Genomic DNA, 20,066 nt, shown 5'->3' with positions numbered 1-20,066 from the left:
ACCGCTGGGAATACTGCCATCAGGCGATCGACCAATCAACTCTATGTTATTGGCATTAATATTTAAAATTCCCCCATTGCCAGTTCCAGATGTAGAAGCAGATACCTGAGATCCATCGCGGACAATCAATCGTCCGGTCACAATCTCCAAATTGCCAGCATTTCCAGCGCCTGTTGTCTCTGTAGATATAGCACTGGGCTGCACTATATTTTCTCCCTGTTCCGCCAAATTTCCCACACCAATTAATTCCACAGTATCGCTTGCCCGAACGGTCACATTTCCTGCCAATTCAGCGCCCTGGGTATTTGCCCTAATTTGGGAACCATCGGTAAGGCTAATTCGCCTACCTCGCACTTGGATGTTACCGCCTCCCAAACCGCTGGCATCGACTATTGCCTGCTGGGAAAGTTGAATATCTCCATATTCTGTCGAAATTCCTTCGTTATCGGTTATTTGTGCTGGGCTATTAATCAATGGCCAATTGCCGCTAACCAATGACACCAGTTCAATTCGTCCTCTCTGTGCAGTTAAATTGCCGCCTGTTAAGGTTATATCGCTACCTACCAGCGTCAAAGTTCTTTCAGGCGGCACCTGTATTTCCGACCCCTGTACGGTAATTTTTCCCGTGTTACCGCTCAATTGCAAACCAATGGGTACGCTTACTGTTAGTAAAGGTGTGGTTTGTACAGGTTTGGCACTAAACTGGGTTCCATCGGCAAAGTTGAGGCTATTCGCCGTGCTTGCTAGAAACGAACCGCCAATGTTCAGTTTTGCATTCAACCCAAAAATAATCCCATTTGGATTAAGTAAAAATAAGTTGGCTGTGCCATTGGCTTTAATCAATCCATCAATATTAGAAATAGATCCACCCGTGACGCGGCTGATAATGTTCTGGATATCAAGAGCGTTATTGAAGAAAGCAGTATTGTCGGTAGGTATGGAAAACTCCCCAAAGCTGTGAAATAGATTGGTTCCGGCTTGGGTTCCGCCGGTGATGGTGGTGGTATTGCCAGATGGGGTGGCGATCGAATTAACTGGTAGTGTGCTATCTGGGACTATTTGTGCTGAAGTTAGTTTGCAGGTGAGCAGAAAAAACAGTGTACTCACTTGAGCTAACCAGAATTTCAGATGATGTAATTTCATAAGAAGGGACTAGGGGTTAGGGGCTAGGGACTAGAGCGCCAGTCCAGTAGAATGAATTGACAAAAAGAACGAAATATGTATTGTGTAGGGCGTTCGCGTTGGCGTAGCCTGCGACGAGAGCGCATAGCGTGCCGGAGGCATTAGCATTCGGGCAACGGTAGAGTCGATCGGGTTCATTTCACAGAGAAAAATCACTCCGAATCTTCCACTGCACCTAAAGCCTTGAGAGACTCTTTCTGACCATCAGTTAAACCTTTAACTCCTGTGATGTTCGTGCCTTCGTAGGGTCTAGGCACTCTTAGGGTTTTCAAACATTTATCTGTATTGACGTTCCAAAACTTAATTGTACCATCTATGCTACCACTAATAATGGTTTGATTATCGGAACTGAAAGCAATTGATGTAACTTGATCGGTATGTTCTTGTAAAGTATTCAGACATTCTCCAGTAGTGCCATCCCAGAGTTTCAAGGTCCGATCGTGACTACCACTGACTATAAATTTACCGTTGGAACTGAATTTGACAGGCCAAACTAAACTTTCATGTCCCCGAAGCGTTTTAAGACATTTTCCAGTGCTGACATCCCAGAGCTTTAAGGTAGTATCTTCACTGCCACTAACTAACAACTTCCCGTCAGGACTAAAAGCAACCGATCTAACATTATTAGTGTGTTCCTGTAAAGTCTGGAGGCATTGTCCAGTTGTAACATCCCAAATTTTGATGGTTTGGTCATCACTGCCACTCGCAAGAATTTTCCCATTCGGGCTAAAGGCAACTGCAAAGATCCAATTGTGATGTCCTTCTAAAAGTCTATAATTACCAGTCTGAATGTCCCAAATCTTTACGGTTGTATCCTGACCTCCACTCGCTAAAAATCGACGATCGGGGCTGAAGGCAACTGTCCAAATTCCGCCTTGATATTTTTCGGTTGGATATTGCAAACATTTCAAAAATTGACCTTGGCTAACATCCCAGAGTCTGATGGTTTCGTCATCTCCACTACTAGCAACTGTTTGACCGTCAGGACTAAATGCAACTGACCAAATCCAAGCAGTATGTCCCCTCAAAGTTTTAAGGCATTCTCCAGTTTGAGTATCCCACAGTCTTACAGTATGATCTAAATGACTACTAGCGATTTTTTGACCGTCGGGACTAAACGCAACTGACCAAACCCAATTAGTGTGTCCTTGGAGGGTTTTAATACATTTTCCAGTTTGAGCATCCCATAGTTTGACGATTTGGTCATTGTCTCCAGTCGCCACAGTTTTATTATCACAGCTAAAGGCAAGCGATCGCACGCCAGTTCGATGTCCTTTTCCAGTTCCCCTGCATTCTCCAGTTTCTACATCCCAAAATTTTACAGTTGGCTCAAAACAGCCACTCGCTAATGTTCTTCCATCTGGACTAAAAGCAAGCACCTTGATTTCCTTTTTATGCCCTCTTAAAATCTCGCGACATTCTCCAGTCTCAGCATCCCACAATCTTATCGTTTTGTCGCAACCGCAACTGGCAATTGTTCGATCGTGTTGGCTTAATGCCACTGACCAAATTGCATCTTCATGTCCTTCAAAGGTGTTAAAACATTTAAAGGTTTTGACATCCCACAGTTTGATTGTTTTGTCGTAACTGCCGCTCAAAAGGGTTTGACCGTCCGAACTAAAATTAACTGCCAAAACCCAACCTGTATGTCCCTCCAAAGTTTTAATACATTCACCAGTGTTAGCATCCCAAAGTTTGATAGTTTTGTCGTTGCTACCACTAGCTATAGTTTTATGATCGGGGCTAAACGCAACTGTCCAGACCCAATTCGTATGCCCTTCTAAATTGTGAAGACACTGACTTGTTTTTACATTCCACAGCTTGATCGTTCCATCAATACTGCTACTCACCAATTTCTCCCCATCGGGACTAAAAGCAACGGATACTGTCCACCATCCGTGCTTTTGAAACGTTGCAATGGGTTGTTCATCCTCAAGTCTCAATAAACGAATTTGACCGTTAGAGTCACCTACTGCTAAAACTTTTCCATCTGGACTGAATGCTAAAGCATGAATTCCTCCAAAAGATTGAGTAAAAATTGACTTATTTAGGTCAGAATAGGAAAAGTTTACATCCTGTAAGTCTATGCCTTGGAGATAAGCTTGCCAGATGGTAAGATAAGAAAAATCGTAACCTTTTAAGTTAGTTTTCAATTGACATAGTAGGTTCAGAATATTTCCCCCTGTGTATCCAGGTTGAAGCGGAGAATCTTCGCGAGCTTTTGAGAGAAGAGATTTTAAATGTTTTTCTAGATTTTGTTGAGATGTAAAACTATCAACAAGTCTTTCTTTAACTGGATCGAGAATAGTTCGGCTTTGGCTTTCTCTTACATAGTCTTTGCTAGTAGCTAGAATTAAAGCCTGGTTATTAAACAGTTCAAGTTGGCCTGTTTTTACTTCTTCACACGCTTTTTCAATTAGTCGATCGGTGATGTACTCAATTAGTACGGGCTGAAGCGTAAAACGGGTTTCGCTTTTTTCAAGCGGCAGTTTGTTTTGGAGCGATCGCAAATTTTCTGCCACCCTTTCTTTGGCGATCGCTGAAACAATATCATCCTTCAAACTTGCAATATAAACTGGCTCCCGATGAATCGCCAGCCAGTACATTATTTCTTTTTCATTATTTGACAATCGAGCAAAGTGCCAATCTAATAATTCCCGCAAATGGGCGAAAACAGGTTTTCCTTGGCTCAAAAATTCGGAAATATCGCCCGCAAATTCATTTTTGATATGATGGGCTACTAGCTCTAAAACTAAAGGGTTGCCTTCGTAAAATTCAATTAAGTTTTTCCATTGGTCATCCGAGCCAGAAAAATCATCAATTTCTGCAAAGATATCTCGTCCTTCAGAATAGTTTAAACCTTTTAATGGGAAGAAGCGAACAGGTTTGTTTTTTCCGACTAATCTCTCAATGTTGCCCATCTTTTCGCGGCTGGTTAACAGCAAACAGCTTTGATGGGGGACTTCTCCTATTTTTTCAAATAGTTGACCATACTCTTCATATCCTTGGCGGTATTTTCCGGCAGAATTACCAGCTTCTAGAATTGTCTCTGCATTATCCAAAATTAACAGACAACGATACTGTTTTAAATATTGGAGTAAGAGCGATATTTGCTTGTCTATTGTGACTGGTAAATCGCTGATTTGTTGGTTTGATAGAAACTGAATTAACTCAGAGAGAATTTCCGTGACGGGTGGTGCGTTGAGAAGCTTGCGCCAAATGATGTAATCAAATTCATCTTGGATTTCTCGCGCCAACTTAAGCGACAGATCGGTTTTCCCAATCCCACCTTTCCCTAATTTGATCGACACTGCGGTTTTGCCAATCCCGCCGATGCCTAAAATCGCTATCAGTCGGCAGCGATCTTCAAGAATCCATTGCTTGAGTGTGGCTAATTCTGCATCTCGTCCAAAGAAAGCAGGGACATCCGGCGCATCTCCCCAATCTTGGTTAAGATTTATTAATGGCAGCTTTCTGTATTCTGCCAGCCAGTCAACGATATTTCTCCAGTTTTCTAACGAGTTTGGCTTTCGTTCTGTCAGAGTTTCAATATATCGATACAAAGTTTTACATAGATCTGCTTCAACCCCCCGGCGGGTCTTGTGCAGCTTTTTAGCTATTTCCGCTGGACTGTAGCCGCAAAGTAACCCTTGTAGGTGCAGCTTTTCAGTCTCCGTTAATTTCAGCACTACATAACTTATGGATTTCAAGAAGGACGCCCTGCTGTTCCAGAAGGTTTTACTCCGCCGACACCACCACCTCCTCCGCAACCAGACCCGAATGTAGATTTTATCACTGGTGTTGTAAACCTTAGCAATTCTTTCCGCGCACAAAATGGTTTGCCCCCATTGACAATGAATCCTCAGTTGAATGCTTCTGCACAAGCACATACCACAGACATGGCGCTCAATGACTATACAAGTCATACGGGATTAAACGGTTCTAATATTGGCGATCGCGCTCTAGCAGCAGGTTATCGATCCCCTTTTGTGGGAGAAAACATTGCATGGGGTTTTCCCACACCAGAGGCAGCAGTAAATTGGTGGATGAACAGTCCAGGACATCGCGCTAACATTCTCAATCCCGATTATCGGGACATAGGTGTTGGTTACTATTTCCTGGCTAACGACACTGGCAACGTTAACTACAACTACTACTGGACTCAGAATTTTGGCAGTGCCTTTTAATCAGAACAGGAGTAACTTATGGGCTTTCTACTTGGTACAGATATTAGCGAACGACTTGAAGGTCAAAATCCAGCAGATAACGATACAATATTTGGCTCTGGCGGTGACGACACGATCGTTGGAGGCTTCGGCAATGACCTGATTAATGGCAACCAGGGAAACGACCTAATCTTTGGAGAGGCTAGTAATTTTGGTGGTGACGCAAGAGGGAATGACACCGTGCGCGGAGGGAGAGGCAACGATACTGTTTACGGAGGTGGAGGCGACAGCTTTATTTACGGAGATAAAGGCGATGACAATCTCTTTGGTCAGTTCGGAAATGATGTTTTATTTGGTGGATCGGAAAATGACATTTTAGAAGGCAATAGAGGCAATGATTCTCTTGATGGAGGAGAGGGAAATGACACTCTTTATGGTTTCAGATTTGACGATCTTCCCGCGCTCAAGATCCGCCTCCCGCTGGCTTTGTTTACGTTTTTTAGCATTTTCTCCCGCTATCCCGACAGAAGTAGATTTGGCAATTTTAGATACATAGTACAAACGAACGCATTGAAAGGGCTGGTCGAGCTACTGATTGCCCCAGATACCCGGTTTCTCTAAGAAACCGGGTATCTAACGCCCATTCTTATCTGCTAAACACCTGATTCTATGAGGTAATTTATGCGTCGGCTTCAGTTTCTACTTTGCATGATTGTTAGTTTTCTTGCGCCTGCTATTGAAACAACTATCCCTAACATTCCTTCCGAACTCCAAGCACAAACCCCTGGAGGGACAGGAAGATTTTGTAACGTGCAAAACCCAAGCGGAGGATGGTGGCTTTGGATTACTGGAGATATGATAAGCGACCCCTGTCAAACCTTGCTCAGTCAACATTGTACGGGTCCAGAATGCCAAGTCGTTAGCAGCGGCACATATTTGTTGAATGGTCAAAATCAAGCATCGGTTAACTGTCAGGGATACAGCAACACTTTTGTAGGAATTGGAGTACAGCCGCTGGGTAAAGCTTTTGACAGTGTAGTTCCATTCCGACCGTTTTGTACCTTCCAAGTGAGAAGTTTTCTGTCTTCTAATTCTTCTCCTATTGCACAAGTAAGAAAACCATGAAACTATGGTTAATGTTAGCTATAGTTTTTCCAATCTTTGTCTCGATTAAAAACCAAAATTACGATTTAAAAAATGCTGATAACGAGTTAAGAAATTCTACTCTCTACTACTAATCAGCCACCAAGCTCTAATCCATCGGAAATGCTTTGGTAAATAGGAGCGATCGCTCTTTTTTCTGTGTTGTGGAGAGAAAGGGCGATCGCGTAGCGTGCCGTAGGCATATCGCCAGTGAACTCAGAAACCGGGTTTCTTGGAGAAACCCGGTTTCTTTGGCGGAAGCGATCGCAAACATAGAATTACAGCCAATATACAGAATGCGATCGGGATATGAGGTTTTTTAACAAAAATCTCTACTTCAACTATCAGGCGTACAGAAGTTCCTCGAGTGATGATAGATTCCTTTTCGCATCGCGGACTGTCTGCAATCGATCGCTCGTCCAGTACGATAACATCTGGTTCGTACCCAGAGTCGTCGCGGACAGATTTAATGACGCATTCTTTGGGAATGAAATAAGGCAATTTTAGACGTTCAATTTCAATCCCCGCTTTCAGTGCTGTAAAACCAGCTACTCGCGAATGTTTTCCTGTAGGTTTAGGCATCTCTACAATTTCTCCGCTGCGTAGTTCGTAGTGACATCCCGACGCCTGTGGATACCAAGCGATAAATTCGTCAAACGTAACTGTTGTAACTATTGTGGGTATTGCTTGAATCATAACGCCCTTTTCTATTTTTGTTAGATCGGGTTTGATATCTATAATATATTCGTTAATTGCTAGAGTAGTGGCGAACATTTTATGAAATATAATTTTGGTAAAGAACGGGTTGGTGTAGCGATCGGTTTTGCGTGATAGAGAAAGTGCGATTGTCAGGTTCTTCCCTTGTCAAATATGCTGTTGTAGGGGCACGGCATAATTACAATCTTGGTATGACCGACATATTGATGATGCCGTGCCCCTACAACAAAATGTTCAACATGAACATTAGCATAATAATTCCGAAAGACCCGATTGTCACTAGGGCGTGTTTTAAAACTTCTCCATCAGATTGAGATCCCCCTAAATCCCCCTTCAAAAGGGGGACTTTTAGGCTCTTTCTCCCCCCTTTTTAAGGGGGAGTAGGGGGCAAGCTAGGGGGGGATCTCTGAGGAAAGAAAACACGCCTCTAGCTCCGGCAGGAAGCTGGCGTTAGCGGGGATGCGTGCGGTGTGATTGTGGGGGAAGAGGCTGTAAGGATGACCTCTTCATTAGAGCCAATTATCCATCCTTGTGCTTCCACAAATTGGGGGGTGGGAATGGGCGATCGGCGATCGATCGATCCTCCTCTCCCAATACTGTTCGGATAAGGCAAACCTAACCCCCCCAACCCCCCTTCCCTACTAGGGAAGGGGGGGGTAATATTACTCCCCTCTCCGTTGCGGGTCGGGGCAGGGGGTGGGGTTTCCAGTCTTGGTCTTAAATCAAACCACGTGGCTTTATAGCTATATTCCCCGGATTTGAACCAATTTCCAAGCCAATAGGTACGCTTACTGTTAGCAAAGGCGTCGTTTGCGGATTTTTGGCACTAAACTGAGTGCGATCGGCAAAGTTAAGGCTATTTGCCGTAGAAGCCAGAAACGATCCGCCGATATTCAGTTGAGCTTTAAGCCCAAAAATAATCCCATTTGGATTAAGTAAAAATAAGTTGGCTGTGCCATTGGCTTTAATCAATCCATCAATATTAGAAATAGATCCACCCGTGACGCGGCTGATAATGTTCTGGATATCAAGAGCGTTATTGAAGAAAGCAGTATTGTCGGTAGGTATGGAAAACTCCCCAAAGCTGTGAAATAGATTGGTTCCGGCTTGGGTTCCGCCGGTGATGGTGGTGGTATTGCCAGATGGGGTGGCGATCGAATTAACTGGTAGTGTGCTATCTGGGACGATTTGTGCTGGAGTTGGTTTGCAGGTGAGCAGAAAAAACAGTGTAGTTGCGACGCGAAACCAGATTCTAAGATGACGTATTTTCAATAAGCCAATTCTGTTTTTCATGGGGAAAGCGCTCTCGGACGTGGTGTAAGTCTTGGATTACTTAAATGTTTGCTACAGATGTAGGGGCAATTCATGAATTGCCCCTACACCAGAGAATGTTATTATGTAGCGGTTCGTTTAAAAAAGGGGTAAGGTCAGCGGATTTGGTCTCACTGGTTAAGTATAGGCGCTTGAGCAAATTCACCTTGTCCAGCCGACTCCAATAATTCTTTCCACTCCGTAGCCAATTGCGAATCGTTAGGATTAGAACGGCGCAGATCGGCTAGGGTTGCGAGAGCTTCGTGCCAAATTTTATACTGGCGATACAGCTTAACGCGATCGCGCGGTGTTGTGTTTTGTAGTTCGTTTTCGATAGACGATTGTAGTTGTGTTCGCAAAATCCACCCATCTACATCAAGATCCCGATTTCGCTCTTCAGGATTGCAACGAATTACAAAAAACCAATGGTAGCTTTTTTTATCCTCTAGCTCTGGTGCATTAGCAGGAAGTTTAAAGCTGACAATACCAGGCCCGATCGGTAGTGTCAAATTTGTCCTATAAACATCTTTATCACTGTCATCCTTTAAAATAAATTCCCCCATTCGTGCAGAAGTTTGAGGAACATACACAAAGAAAGTCGGGCGTCCTTCCACTGTTAATGCCAAGTAAATGTATTTAGGGTCTTTTGGGATCAAAGCAGTTAAAGCCTGGTTAGGAAACTTTTTATCTTTGGGACATTTTTTTGGCTCACGGGTTGAGCCAGATTCCGTTCTGGTTGGGGCACCTATATCCGTTGGAGGTTCATATACGGATGTCTCGCCTACTCCCCAACTATTTTGGGTTGATGGAGTGACTTGAGACTGCGCCAGCGTTGGCGGGGGAGTAAAACTAAGTAACTCCAGAGTTAGGGTGAGTGTTAAAGTCGCAAAATGCAAGGAAGACTGCTGCCAAACCATAATATTTAACCTAATTCCACCTATACAGTTTGACTTTCATGCTAGTAAGCTGTTCCGCATCTAAATTGTATTTTTTGGGCGGGCGGGACGCCTTGCCCCTGCCCCACAATAATTTCATCAAATTTGACTTAAAAATTTAAATGGGCCTCAGCTTAATATCGTTTCCGGTTGAGGCGTTGACTTTCCCTTACTATTGTCTTACTTAAAAATCAAAAAAGCGGGCTGTCGATCGGACCCGCTTTCAAAGGTAGGATGGAAATAGCGGTAACTCAAGGGGACGTACCCATGCGATCGTGACGCACTGGGATATAATTGTTCTGACATAAATGCCAGCTCCTTGGCTATAGGTTAAATGTTAGGCTGTTTCCAGCCAGTCATAAATTTGCTCTAGTTGTTTGAGCGTCACCAGACCGTACTGCCAAAGAATCATTGGCAAAGGCCCTGGATCTTGCTCCCGATGCTTAAATACAATCGACATGGAAGCAGCAGAAATTGCTAATTCTTCTTCCAAAAAGCGAATTAATCGTGAATAAGTTGTCGGTGCCATTCGCACTTTCACCTCCTCTTTAAGACACCATTGTGTGATACGGAACTTCCGACTTTAATCAGTCGATAGACAGTCTTTATGCCCCCACCGCGCTGTTCGCTATACCTCTTTTGTCGGATAACGGCAAGAGTAAAAAGCTATAGCTTTTGGGAATAACTTCTACAGTAGACTCGACGACCTACAAACCCAAATCGAACTGAGGATTGGGTGGAAATTAAACCCGAAGCACAGGAGCGCACGGATTTTTCCTACGGTCGCCGCTGCTTTTTTTGATACCGCTCTCCCAGGGTCGCTATCGGCTTATACCAAGGTCTTCTATTTACTTGTTGATTGTCTTCTACTTCAGCGCTGTAACTACCCTCACCTATAACAGGGAAGAATTAATACTTTCACTTATGCCTCACACCTAGACACATCGGCATCACAAGAAATATAGCTAAGTTTGGGAGAACACTCCAAGAGCTTTAATGCCAATAATGCTGAATGACAGAAGATAGTTTTTTATTCAACAAGTTATTCACCTTGACTGCTGCCAGTTCCTGAAGAAAGCACATCCTGTAGGATTTGCCAATTTCAGGGAAGAGCCCTTTGCTCTCTTTGCAGGTGTCAGGATAGACTAGCAAATTCTTACAGAAGTTTCTGACGATAGATATAAATGTTAACATTTTTGAGCGACTTTGATAAACTTCTTACTCCCTTCGGGGCAGAAGATTATCTATCATTCTTTTTCCCCTATGCCCCTCTGCGGCCTTGATAGATATTCTTGAGAGCGCCAAAGGAGTAATTTTATGGCTGCGATCGACTGGACTGGGAAAACTGAATTTCCACCTGCTGCCCGACTTTGACCCCCAGTTGGGCTGCGCGTCCACCTCGTAGCTCGATCACTTGGTCTACCTCTGTTTTGGGGCCGTAGGTGGGACACGGTGTGGCGGTACAGGGAGGCACGTTAGCTGCGATCGCTTTCACAACTCCCCCTCGCAAAAAAATCATATCAAGAGAAATCCTCACATTCTTCATCCAAAAACTGACAGGTTGGGGCGGCTGGAACTCAAACAGCATCCCCCGGTTATCCTGTAAAGATGCGCGGTACATCAACCCCAAAGCCTGCTGTTCGGGCGTGCGAGTCACTTCCAGTTCAATTACCTCACCTGCCATCTTAGCTGTGGCTGAAATAGGCAACATTTGACCCAAATCTGTTTGTGATTCCTTGCTGCTTACAGGTGTTGGCGTTACCTGTGCTTGAGGTGCGGGCAGTTCGGCAGAAGAAATGGCTGGAACCGAGGGCGAACAGCCCATGAGTAAAGCGCCCAACAGCAAACCAGCCAATTTTAGATTTTGGATTTTTCCCACTCTCCTACTCACTCTTCTAAGTTTCTCGTAAAACATATCCAACACCTCGAACCGTTTGAATCAAGCGTTTTTCGCCCTCGTCTTCTATTTTGAGACGCAGATAGCGAATATAAACTTCAATCACATTGGATTCTCCCATAAAATCATCGCCCCAGACATTTTCCATAATTTGTTCGCGAGTCAGCACTTCGCGGGGATGCTCCATAAAACACTTAAGCAGCTCGTATTCCTTCATTGTCAGGTCGATCGTCCGTCCGTTGCGTAAAGCTCTGCGAGTAGCCAAATCTAAAACCAAGTCGCCAAAGCGAAACTGCTCGGAACTCTCCTTTTCAGGTTGTAGGTAGAAACGCACTAACTTCAAAAACGTTTCCGTTCGGTAAGGCTTGAGGAAGTAATCATCCGCTCCTGCTTCCAGACAAGCCACCCGGTCATCGACTGTATCGCGAGCCATCATCAGCAGCACGGGGGCCCGATTGCCCGCACGCCTAAGATTTTGGCAGTACCCCAGACCCGATTCTCCTGCTAGCATTCGGTCTACGACAATCAAATCTGGCTCTAGTTCCTTGGCTCGAAGCAAACCAGTGGCGACATCGTAAGCCACCACTGGTTCATAGCCAGATTCTTTGAGATCTAGACTGATATTCTGAGCCAGGGCTTCGTCAGTTTCAATCACTAAGACGCAAGGACTGTGGTTGAGGGTAACGCTAGTCATAGAGACAACAGATATATAGCAAAAGTCAAAAGTCACTCATTCAAAAGTGAAATGCTTTATGTGAATTGATTCTAGCGTTTTAGTACGTCCTAACCGTCCTGGCGGTTGCTATAGAAGGTGTTGTTCGGAATGGATAATGGGTATTGGTTGCGCTTTAGGGCTATAAGAGCGCGGCATCGCAACCAATACCTACTGCGATCGAATCTAAAATTGCTACAATCTGACCGGACAAGAAGCATCCAAAACTTTGTTTAAATCCTTATCTGGTATTTTCGCCTGCTCAAGCTTCGGTAACCAAACCGATGCTGGTGTAATCCAAACTTCTTTGGTGCCATCAGGTAGGTCTTGCCCTGTCCATACTAGCCCAACCAGCCTGCCTTCACGGTTAAACACTGGCCCGCCGGATGAACCGGGGCCGACGAGATCGCCTTGTCCAGGAGGAAGAGTGGCGACGATCGACATGGCGGCGTAGCGGTTTTTTACAGGAACGCGAGGATCGGGGTCGATACGCAACATTGGCTTGTCATCTTGGACGGTTGCGATCGCTGTTACAGCGGGATAGCGACCGTAAGCATGACTTTTAATCGTCAGTTTTTCACCTTGCTTAACTGGTCGTACTTCCAGACAAGGGGGTGAGAGGTCGATCGCGTCGAGTTCCTTTGGATCGAGTTTAACAACTGCAAGTTCCAGATTGCGGTCTAGAAATAGCAATTGTTTCAGAGGGACAGTGGGAATTAAAGGTGAGGGAGTAGGTTGCGATGGACGAAATGACTGCCACTTAGTGAGATTGTATGGAATGCAGCCTTCTGTATTTGTAGGACTGATTCTGTATTGCAGCCCGTCGGTGCTGGGGGAATTCGGACTTGGTTTAATTAAACAGATAGAAGCATTAATTTGTGAATTTGAACTGCGATCGATCTGATAGGTCAGTAGCTGATCTTCAGATTTTACGTCAACTCCTTGTAAGAGCAAAAGTGCGGTATTCGTGGCTATGTGCCAATTTGTAAGAACAACTCCCCGACCAAGATATATACCTGAGCCAATGGGCTCAAATTCCCTCTGTCTCTGTGGTCTTAAAAGTATAATTCCAACAGGATCTGGATTTGTGGAGGGCGGTTGTGCTTGGCTTACGAACACAAAAAATATGCTGCAAACCGCACTTAATAGCAAAACCCAAAATTTTTTTCTCATGCCGGGACTTTCTTAAGATTTTAGATTCTAGATTCCAGATAAAATCTAAAATCTAAAATCTAAAATTGGGTTATGGTAGTTCAACGGAGGTGGGTTTGGCAATGTGGGGTAGACCCCAGCCTAATTTTTCGCGCAAAATGCGGAAAAATTCGGGTGGTTGTAAGCGGATGAAGCGGGCCCGGTGACGCGATCGCTCTACATGGACGCGATCGCTTGGCATAACATAGCACCCCGCATTTCCATCTACCACCATCACCAGCCGTTCGAGATTGACTGGAAAAATTGACACCGGATCGGTGTTAGCAAAAACCAAAGCGCGGGAAGCCATAGAATGAGGACAGATCGGCACTAACTGCAAGACCTGCACCCCCGGCGTAATCACCGGGCCCCCAGCACTCAGAGCATAAGCTGTCGAGCCGGTGGGAGTGGAGATAATCACTCCATCTGCGGCAATATCGATCGGTGCGTGTCTGCCTACCTGAATTTCAAAATGACACATACTGGTCAGCGGTTCCCGGTGAATTACCATTTCATTGAGGCAGAGTGCTTCCCACAAAACGGTATCTTCGCGAAATACCCGCACCGTCAGCATACTTCGCTCTTCAATTTCATACTCACCAGCCATAAGATCTTCTATGGCTTGCGGCAATTGGTTTACATAAGTTTCCGTGAGAAATCCCATGTGGCCTGTGTTCACAGTCAGCAGCGGAATGCCACTGGGTGCCACCAGGCGAAATGCGGCTAGAACCGTGCCATCTCCGCCTAACACCACCGCAAAGCTCATTTCTTCGTCGAAACCAGGAGGTGTTAAAAGCTCTATGGGCGTGTGGTAAACTGGGCTTTCGGGACGCGCATAGCCAAGTATGCCGCTACTACCAGTCGTCAAGCAGACATCCCAACCGGCAGCTGCGAGCTGGTTTTTTAACTCACCAGCAACGCGACAAGCTACAGGTTTAAGGTCGTTGTAGATAATCCCAGCTTTGGGCACGCAAAAAAGTCCAGGTTTATAATCGAAAGTTGATGTATGAGAAGGGAGCCGAAAATCGAATGGCTGGCGAAGTTTTGAGGAATGTTTCTTGTTGATGGTTCGTAGTTCTTCCGAACCCCTCATCAGATAAACCGCGAACCATGAGTAAGATTAGAGACATTATCTCAATCTTCGTGCCATTCGTCTAAAATCTTAAGGATTGTCTTTTTGATTTCTTTTTAGTTTTAGCCTGTTCATAATCTAATTCTTTGAGTTTCTTCAAAATTCGACTGAAGTAATCTTGTAAGTAGGCTTCTAGGGTAGTTGTTTCTTGGGGGTCTAGGCCGAATACAGTATAAACCTCTTCCATTGAAGCATTTAAGGGTTTATCAGAAGCTAAAACTTCTGCAAAGGCTAGCCGATCGGCTAAATTCCAGCCCCACTGAAAAAACCGCGCCATTTGGCGAACAGCACGCATTAAGCCCAGGGGTAGGCGCGTTACCTTTGCTTCTTGTCCCGACAAGCGCCCGCACAGGCTAATTATTTCATCGGCACTCCAGGCCCGTGTCCCCACGATTGGAAAAGTTCTATTTTCAGTTTCGGGAACGGAGAGGGCGCGGATCGCAAATTTGGCGATGTCTTGGGTATCCATGTAGGCAATCGGAGAGGTCTGGCTGGTGACCCATACTGACTGTTTTTCTAAGATGGGAACTGCGTACTGACCGATCAACCCTTGCATAAAGCCGCAGGGTCTCAGGATAGTGTAATTTAATCCAGACTCTGTCAAAAAGATTTCAGTACATTGCTTAATCTCCATCAAGGGTACGTGGGGATATTTCTCAGAGTCGAGAATGGAAAAGAAGATAAAACGCTCTATACCGGCGGATTTGGCGGCTTGGATCAGCGCTACCTTGCCTTGCCAGTCTACCCGTTTGATGCTGAGGGAATCTGTAGGTCGGGCGGTTGCAGCATCGATAACTGCTGTTACGCCTTCCAAGGTTGGGGGTAGGCTTTCGGGGTCGCTGAGGTCACCACGCACGAGAGATGCGCCCCATTCTTTTAAGAAAGCTGCTTTCTTGACGCTGCGGACTAAGCAGCGGACTTCGTATCCTTCATCTAGGGCGCGACGGACAACCTGTCTTCCTAATGTGCCTGTGGAACCGACAATTAATAAGCTCATCCAAAAATTTAGTAATGAATCTTAACGTTTCTCTAAGATGTTATCAGAATTAAGCAAATAGTAGGGAAGAGGGGCTAGGGGCTAGGGGAAGAGGGGAAGAGGGGACAAGGGGGAAGGGGGGACAAGGGGGAAGAGGGGGACAAGGGGGACAAGGGGGACAAGGGGGAAGAGGGATAGAGGCCCTCAAACTCCCCGTTGGTTAAAGCGACTATTCTTCAGACCCTTGGATTTTTAGGAGCAAAAAGCCCATAGCTAAACCCACAAGAACTAGGGTGAAGGACAAAACCGCTGCATTCAAAATCTCTCCGCTCATTAGTTAAACGCTCCTTTGCGATCGCGATCGAGTTATCTGGGACGACAATAGTTAAATAAATTACCACGCCTGTGCGGTCACACCCGCAAAGGTAGTATACAGGACTCACGCCCCCTTGCCCCCAAATCTGGGGGAGAAGAAGTCCTTTCAGTCTTGTCCCCCCCAGATTTGGGGGGTTAGGGGGCAAAGTGCTGAGTGCAAACACAACGCAATCGGGGAAGACGGACAAAATGAAGGCTGAAAGAAGTTTCTTTACAGAAGTGTCTGTAAAATTAAGGGATGGCGATCGGCGTCCCCGATTGGCTGTGACGCTGGGAGACCCGGCTGGGATCGGGCCAGAGGTGATTCTGAAGGCGCTGGCAGATCCAGATGTTATCCAAGATTGCGATATTACGGTGGTTGGTAGTCGATCGCTTCTGGCCAAAATTTATGCAGATTTGTCTGATTCTGTGCAATTTTTGGCAGATCCGGCGCAGTTATCTATCCTGGATGTCGAATTAGATGGTGATTTGAATCAGATTATTGCTGGAACTGGTAATGCTGCTAGTGGTGCGGCGAGTTTTGCTTATATGGAAAGGGCGATACGTTGCGCTTTAGCTGGTGAGTTCCAGGCTATTGTAACGGGGCCGATCGCTAAGTCGGCTTGGAAGGCTGCTGGCTATAATTATCCCGGTCAAACTGAACTTTTAGCAGAACGATCGGGTGTCGAGCGGTTTGGAATGTTGTTTGTCGCGCGATCGCCTCACACTGGCTGGATTCTTCGCACTTTACTTGCTACCACACATATTCCCCTACGTCAAGTGGCAGATGCGCTGACGCCGCAACTGATGAGTGCAAAACTTGATTTACTGATCGAATGTTTGCGCGAAGATTTTGGGATTGACAAACCCAGGATCGCCGTTGCTGGGTTAAATCCCCACAGCGGCGAACAGGGACAATTAGGACGTGAAGAACTAGATTGGTTAATTCCGTGGTTAGAGGAGGAACGCAACGCCCGACCATACGCAATTCTTGATGGCCTTGTGCCGCCCGATACTATGTGGGTAAAGCCCGGTCAAGCTTGGTACGGGAACAGCAAAACAGCGGTAGCAGATGGTTATCTGGCTTTGTACCACGATCAAGGCTTGATTCCGGTGAAATTGATGGCTTTCGATCGGGCCGTAAATACTACGATCGGTTTGCCATTTATCCGTACTTCCCCGGATCACGGAACAGCGTTTGATATTGCGGGTAAGGGAATTGCCGATGCGACAAGTATGAAAGCAGCATTGCAATTAGCAGTTGAATTGGCGAATCAAAAGGTAAATGAAAAACTTTAACAGACAGCAAGTATTTGCATTTTTTTGTGCCTCTTTACTTAATGCCTTAATTCCCCAGATAGTTTCTAACGCTTCTATATTTCCACCTGGATTTGATGTAGTTAAAACTTCCAGAGGAGTTACTCTTTACCAGAAAAATGCAGAATATGTACAAGTTATCGATTTGAGCAAAGGTGCATCTGTAAAATTGCTGTATGGGAATATTACTGAGTCTGGTAAAAGTCAAGGTGCTTATGGAGGAGACGATCCTCAATTGCAACGTCAAACTCTAAACCAAGCTTGGTTTAATTTCCATTTATCAAATCAGAATGCTTTTTGTATAACTAACGGTCAATTTTTCAGCGATGATACTAAACCTTCTACTAATTTAGCTTTTCCAGTTAAAGTCAATGGTAAAATCATCAGCGATGGTTATGCTGGAGAAAGTGAATATACAACAGAAAAGCTAAAGCTTGAAATATGGAATTATCGCGCCGATATTACAGCATTTAACGGTAAAATTTCTCTTTACTCATCTTCAGCACCAAATTTGATTGTGGGATTAAAGGAAGATGCTGATAAATTAATCAACAAAGAAGTTGGCAGAACATTTCTGGGTGTGAAAGATGGTGACGCCAACGGTGATTACGAAACTATTTTAATTTTTAATTCTAGAGCTTCTACTCAAGCACACGCGGCTTTTACGCTCAGAAGTTTTGGCGCAGATAAGGTAATAATGCTGGATGGTGGCGGTTCTACGCAATTGCTTTGTCAAGGAGAAAGTTACGTTACATCTAGAAGAACAGTACCACAAACGATTGGCGCGATCGCAAAGCCGTGATAAGATCGAAAAGTTGCTGAGTCCTCGAAACCAGCGGAACTTCGCTCTATACTGCTGGGCTAAGCATTTTTGTAGTTGGGGCGTTCGCACTAGCCTGCCGTTGGCATTAACATTGGGATAGAATAAGGTTTTGGGGAATAAGAATAAGCTGCTACGATGTAGAAAATGTACATATCTAAAATTCAAGTCCTTAACTACAAATCGTTTTTAGATTCTGGCCAACTAGAATTTAACCCCGGCATGAATATTATCGTTGGGCAGAATAATGCGGGGAAAACGGCGTTGTTAGAAGCGCTTACTTTAAATTTTTCCAACGTACCAAATCGGAGTATGAAAACATTGCCTCTCCCTTCTTCAAAACTAGAGGAAAAATCTAGAGTTGAAGTTACGTTAAATTTTACAAAGCACGAATTCATAAATTTTTTAGACGAACTCAACCCTAACTCTATTGGAATAACATCGCAAAAAAAAGACGCCTCAACAAAAAATCAATTGGTTAATTGTTTCCAAGAATGGCTAAAAAGTGCAGAATTTGGAGAATTTACCTTTAGTTTATCGGGCGAAGGACTAATAAAAGGAAGTATTCCAATCAAAGGGCTAATACCGCCTTTTAACTTACTTCATATAATAGAATCAAGGGAAGGATTTAACGAAAGCCAGATGGTTTACCTAAAGAAAGGTAATGACAATTGTTTAGTTATTGACATCGAAAAGATTAACCATTCCCCAGCAAAAACGGCATCCTTGAGCGCTATATTTTTAAATTTCTTAACAAAGCGCATATACCGATTAAATGCCGAGCGCTCTAATCTAGGAAGCTGTTCTTTTGGAGATAATAGCCAGCTTAAACCAGATGCTTCAAACTTAGCTGAAGTCCTCAATATATTGCAATTAAGAGGCACACAAAAAACTTTCAATCTTTATAACAGCTACGTATCAACTATTTTCCCAAACATCAAAGAAATAGCTCCAAAACCAAAGAAGTCTCGTGTTGAAATTAGGGTTTGGTCAAAAGAAGCTGCTGACAATGATCGAGAAGACTTATCGCTTCCACTTTCAGCGTGCGGAACTGGAATTGGTCAAGTCCTCGCTATCCTTTACGTCGTGATTACTTCCCCAGAACCGCGAACAATCATTATCGATGAACCCCAATCTTTTCTGCATCCAGGGGCTGCAAAGAAACTCATAGAAATTCTCAAGCAATTTCCCCAACACCAATATTTCATCGCTACTCATTCACCTCAAATAGTATCAGCAGCCAATCCTTCTACTATCATGCAGCTTCGTTACAAAGACAACGAAACAAAAGCGGAATCAATTAATTCTTTAAACACAGTTCAGATGCGTTCTCTTTTATCTGACGTAGGAGTTAGCTTATCGGATGTGTTTGGTGCCGATAATATTCTATGGGTGGAAGGAGCAACTGAGGAGTTATGCTTCCCAATGATTTTGGAGAAGGTAGCCAAACAACCTTTGAAAGGTACGAAGATTGTAGGTATAAAAAACACTGGAGACTTAGAAGGAAAGCACGCTGCAACCATATTTGAAATTTATCGCAGGCTCAGCGGAGGTAATACATTATTCCCTCCGGCAATTGGATTTTTGCTTGATAGCGAAACTAAGAACGACAAGCAGAAAGAGGATTTAAGGAGAGCAGCTAATAATTTAGAAAAGGATGTGGAGCAGCAGACACAAGTTCCAGCAAAGAAAGAAATTCCGGTGAAATTCCTAGCACGACGTATGTATGAAAACTACTTACTTCATCCAAAAGCAATAGCTTCTGTTTTAAACAATATCTTCAATGAATATAAAGACTTAGGAGGTAAAAATGTTACTGATGTAGATATTGAGGAATTTATTGAGCAAAAGACAACCAATGGAGATGACGGTCCAAAAGGCACTAATAAAGAAGCGCTCTCACGTACTGAATGGGTTGTAAACGTTCACGGTGCTAAAATTCTCAAAGCCTTATTTGAGCAATTCGCTGGCACGTTGGTTCGATTCGATAAAACAAAACATTCCCCTTTAATTACAGAATGGTTACTTGAAAACGAACCACAGCATCTCGTTGAGTTAGCAAAACTTTTGGAGGATATGTTAAATTATAATACCCAAGATAAATAAATTATTTTGAGAGTTTTTGAAGATGTCTATTTTGAAAAATGTTTTTACCGCCTTCGGCAGACGGGTAAAGAAAAAAGGGTAAAGGGCAAGAGTATTCTGAAATCTGA

General features: G+C 44.3%; 19 protein-coding genes. 6 read left to right on the top strand and 13 right to left on the bottom strand.

The window, feature by feature from the left end; translation table 11 throughout:
• Together LAY41_RS28195 and LAY41_RS28190 are read right to left on the bottom strand one after the other, a co-directional pair.
• On the bottom strand, positions 1 to 1,143 hold a 1,143-nt coding region (locus tag LAY41_RS28195), incomplete at its 3' end, for a filamentous hemagglutinin N-terminal domain-containing protein (protein ID WP_249105348.1).
• Between the two features lie 191 nt (positions 1,144 to 1,334).
• Positions 1,335 to 4,892, bottom strand: a complete 3,558-nt coding sequence (locus tag LAY41_RS28190) for a WD40 domain-containing protein (protein ID WP_249105346.1) — start codon at positions 4,890 to 4,892, stop codon at positions 1,335 to 1,337.
• Here LAY41_RS28190 and LAY41_RS28185 point away from each other — a divergent pair.
• The 3 genes from LAY41_RS28185 to LAY41_RS28175 are packed head-to-tail and all read left to right on the top strand — an operon-like array spanning position 4,875 to position 6,473.
• On the top strand, positions 4,875 to 5,369 hold the full coding sequence (locus tag LAY41_RS28185) for a CAP domain-containing protein (protein WP_338023067.1): 495 nt from the start codon (positions 4,875 to 4,877) through the stop codon (positions 5,367 to 5,369). The genes LAY41_RS28190 and LAY41_RS28185 overlap by 18 nt on opposite strands.
• Before the next feature lie 18 nt (positions 5,370 to 5,387).
• Positions 5,388 to 5,969 (top strand): calcium-binding protein, encoded by a 582-nt coding sequence (locus LAY41_RS28180; RefSeq protein WP_249105342.1) that lies wholly within the window; start codon positions 5,388 to 5,390, stop codon positions 5,967 to 5,969.
• Positions 5,970 to 6,029: 60 nt separating this feature from the next.
• On the top strand, positions 6,030 to 6,473 hold the full coding sequence (locus tag LAY41_RS28175; protein ID WP_249105340.1) for a hypothetical protein: 444 nt from the start codon (positions 6,030 to 6,032) through the stop codon (positions 6,471 to 6,473).
• Between the two features lie 234 nt (positions 6,474 to 6,707).
• Here LAY41_RS28175 and LAY41_RS28170 read toward each other — a convergent pair whose 3' ends face one another.
• The 11 genes from LAY41_RS28170 to petM form a co-directional block, all read right to left on the bottom strand.
• Complete coding sequence (locus LAY41_RS28170; RefSeq protein ID WP_249105338.1) at positions 6,708 to 7,265, bottom strand: Uma2 family endonuclease; 558 nt, start codon at positions 7,263 to 7,265, stop codon at positions 6,708 to 6,710.
• A gap of 370 nt (positions 7,266 to 7,635) precedes the next feature.
• Complete coding sequence (locus LAY41_RS28165; protein WP_249105336.1) at positions 7,636 to 7,821, bottom strand: hypothetical protein; 186 nt, start codon at positions 7,819 to 7,821, stop codon at positions 7,636 to 7,638.
• Positions 7,822 to 7,925: 104 nt separating this feature from the next.
• Positions 7,926 to 8,501, bottom strand: coding sequence for a filamentous hemagglutinin N-terminal domain-containing protein (locus tag LAY41_RS28160; protein ID WP_420840356.1), 576 nt, complete (start codon positions 8,499 to 8,501; stop codon positions 7,926 to 7,928).
• A 149-nt stretch (positions 8,502 to 8,650) separates the two neighbouring features.
• A complete protein-coding gene (locus LAY41_RS28155) occupies positions 8,651 to 9,436 on the bottom strand; it encodes a DUF928 domain-containing protein (protein WP_249105334.1) in 786 nt (261 codons plus the stop codon).
• A 355-nt stretch (positions 9,437 to 9,791) separates the two neighbouring features.
• Positions 9,792 to 9,983, bottom strand: coding sequence for a DUF2949 domain-containing protein (locus tag LAY41_RS28150; RefSeq protein WP_249105332.1), 192 nt, complete (start codon positions 9,981 to 9,983; stop codon positions 9,792 to 9,794).
• A gap of 786 nt (positions 9,984 to 10,769) precedes the next feature.
• A complete protein-coding gene (locus LAY41_RS28145) occupies positions 10,770 to 11,369 on the bottom strand; it encodes a DUF192 domain-containing protein (RefSeq protein WP_249105329.1) in 600 nt (199 codons plus the stop codon).
• Complete coding sequence (gene nblR, locus LAY41_RS28140) at positions 11,350 to 12,045, bottom strand: response regulator transcription factor NblR (RefSeq protein ID WP_249105328.1); 696 nt, start codon at positions 12,043 to 12,045, stop codon at positions 11,350 to 11,352. The genes LAY41_RS28145 and nblR overlap by 20 nt, the downstream gene beginning before the upstream one ends.
• A gap of 213 nt (positions 12,046 to 12,258) precedes the next feature.
• Positions 12,259 to 13,236, bottom strand: coding sequence for a S1 family peptidase (locus LAY41_RS28135; RefSeq protein ID WP_249105325.1), 978 nt, complete (start codon positions 13,234 to 13,236; stop codon positions 12,259 to 12,261).
• Positions 13,237 to 13,306: 70 nt separating this feature from the next.
• Positions 13,307 to 14,224 carry an NAD(+) kinase gene (locus tag LAY41_RS28130; protein WP_249105323.1) on the bottom strand — a complete coding sequence of 306 codons (918 nt, stop codon included), beginning with the start codon at positions 14,222 to 14,224 and terminating at the stop codon, positions 13,307 to 13,309.
• Between the two features lie 184 nt (positions 14,225 to 14,408).
• Positions 14,409 to 15,383 carry an SDR family oxidoreductase gene (locus LAY41_RS28125; protein WP_249105320.1) on the bottom strand — a complete coding sequence of 325 codons (975 nt, stop codon included), beginning with the start codon at positions 15,381 to 15,383 and terminating at the stop codon, positions 14,409 to 14,411.
• Positions 15,384 to 15,591: 208 nt separating this feature from the next.
• On the bottom strand, positions 15,592 to 15,696 hold the full coding sequence (petM, locus tag LAY41_RS28120; RefSeq protein WP_249105318.1) for a cytochrome b6-f complex subunit PetM: 105 nt from the start codon (positions 15,694 to 15,696) through the stop codon (positions 15,592 to 15,594).
• Between the two features lie 230 nt (positions 15,697 to 15,926).
• Between petM and pdxA the strand changes: the two genes are divergently transcribed.
• The 3 genes from pdxA (at position 15,927) to LAY41_RS28105 (ending at position 19,959) form a co-directional block, all read left to right on the top strand.
• On the top strand, positions 15,927 to 17,015 hold the full coding sequence (gene pdxA, locus LAY41_RS28115) for a 4-hydroxythreonine-4-phosphate dehydrogenase PdxA (RefSeq protein WP_249105315.1): 1,089 nt from the start codon (positions 15,927 to 15,929) through the stop codon (positions 17,013 to 17,015).
• Positions 17,002 to 17,835, top strand: coding sequence for a phosphodiester glycosidase family protein (locus LAY41_RS28110; RefSeq protein WP_249105313.1), 834 nt, complete (start codon positions 17,002 to 17,004; stop codon positions 17,833 to 17,835). The genes pdxA and LAY41_RS28110 overlap by 14 nt, the downstream gene beginning before the upstream one ends.
• A gap of 165 nt (positions 17,836 to 18,000) precedes the next feature.
• Positions 18,001 to 19,959 (top strand): ATP-dependent nuclease, encoded by a 1,959-nt coding sequence (locus LAY41_RS28105; RefSeq protein ID WP_249105311.1) that lies wholly within the window; start codon positions 18,001 to 18,003, stop codon positions 19,957 to 19,959.
• Positions 19,960 to 20,066: the final 107 nt, after the last annotated feature.

The sequence above is a fragment of the Argonema galeatum A003/A1 genome (assembly GCF_023333595.1).
GTDB classification, from domain to species: Bacteria; Cyanobacteriota; Cyanobacteriia; order Cyanobacteriales; family Aerosakkonemataceae; genus Argonema; species Argonema galeatum.
Note: the sequence above shows the minus strand (reverse complement) of the source record. Positions and strands in the feature narration are given on the sequence as shown.

Coding starts and splice junctions, on each gene's coding strand:
- LAY41_RS28180 (WP_249105342.1), top strand. CDS start 5,388: ATGGGCTTTCTACTTGGTACAGATATTAGCGAACGACTTGAAGGTCAA.
- LAY41_RS28175 (WP_249105340.1), top strand. CDS start 6,030: ATGCGTCGGCTTCAGTTTCTACTTTGCATGATTGTTAGTTTTCTTGCG.
- LAY41_RS28170 (WP_249105338.1), bottom strand. CDS start 7,265: ATGTTCGCCACTACTCTAGCAATTAACGAATATATTATAGATATCAAA.
- LAY41_RS28160 (WP_420840356.1), bottom strand. CDS start 8,501: ATGAAAAACAGAATTGGCTTATTGAAAATACGTCATCTTAGAATCTGG.
- LAY41_RS28155 (WP_249105334.1), bottom strand. CDS start 9,436: ATGGTTTGGCAGCAGTCTTCCTTGCATTTTGCGACTTTAACACTCACC.
- LAY41_RS28150 (WP_249105332.1), bottom strand. CDS start 9,983: ATGGCACCGACAACTTATTCACGATTAATTCGCTTTTTGGAAGAAGAA.
- LAY41_RS28145 (WP_249105329.1), bottom strand. CDS start 11,369: ATGTTTTACGAGAAACTTAGAAGAGTGAGTAGGAGAGTGGGAAAAATC.
- nblR (WP_249105328.1), bottom strand. CDS start 12,045: ATGACTAGCGTTACCCTCAACCACAGTCCTTGCGTCTTAGTGATTGAA.
- LAY41_RS28135 (WP_249105325.1), bottom strand. CDS start 13,236: ATGAGAAAAAAATTTTGGGTTTTGCTATTAAGTGCGGTTTGCAGCATA.
- LAY41_RS28125 (WP_249105320.1), bottom strand. CDS start 15,383: ATGAGCTTATTAATTGTCGGTTCCACAGGCACATTAGGAAGACAGGTT.
- petM (WP_249105318.1), bottom strand. CDS start 15,696: ATGAGCGGAGAGATTTTGAATGCAGCGGTTTTGTCCTTCACCCTAGTT.
- pdxA (WP_249105315.1), top strand. CDS start 15,927: ATGAAGGCTGAAAGAAGTTTCTTTACAGAAGTGTCTGTAAAATTAAGG.
- LAY41_RS28110 (WP_249105313.1), top strand. CDS start 17,002: ATGAAAAACTTTAACAGACAGCAAGTATTTGCATTTTTTTGTGCCTCT.
- LAY41_RS28105 (WP_249105311.1), top strand. CDS start 18,001: ATGTACATATCTAAAATTCAAGTCCTTAACTACAAATCGTTTTTAGAT.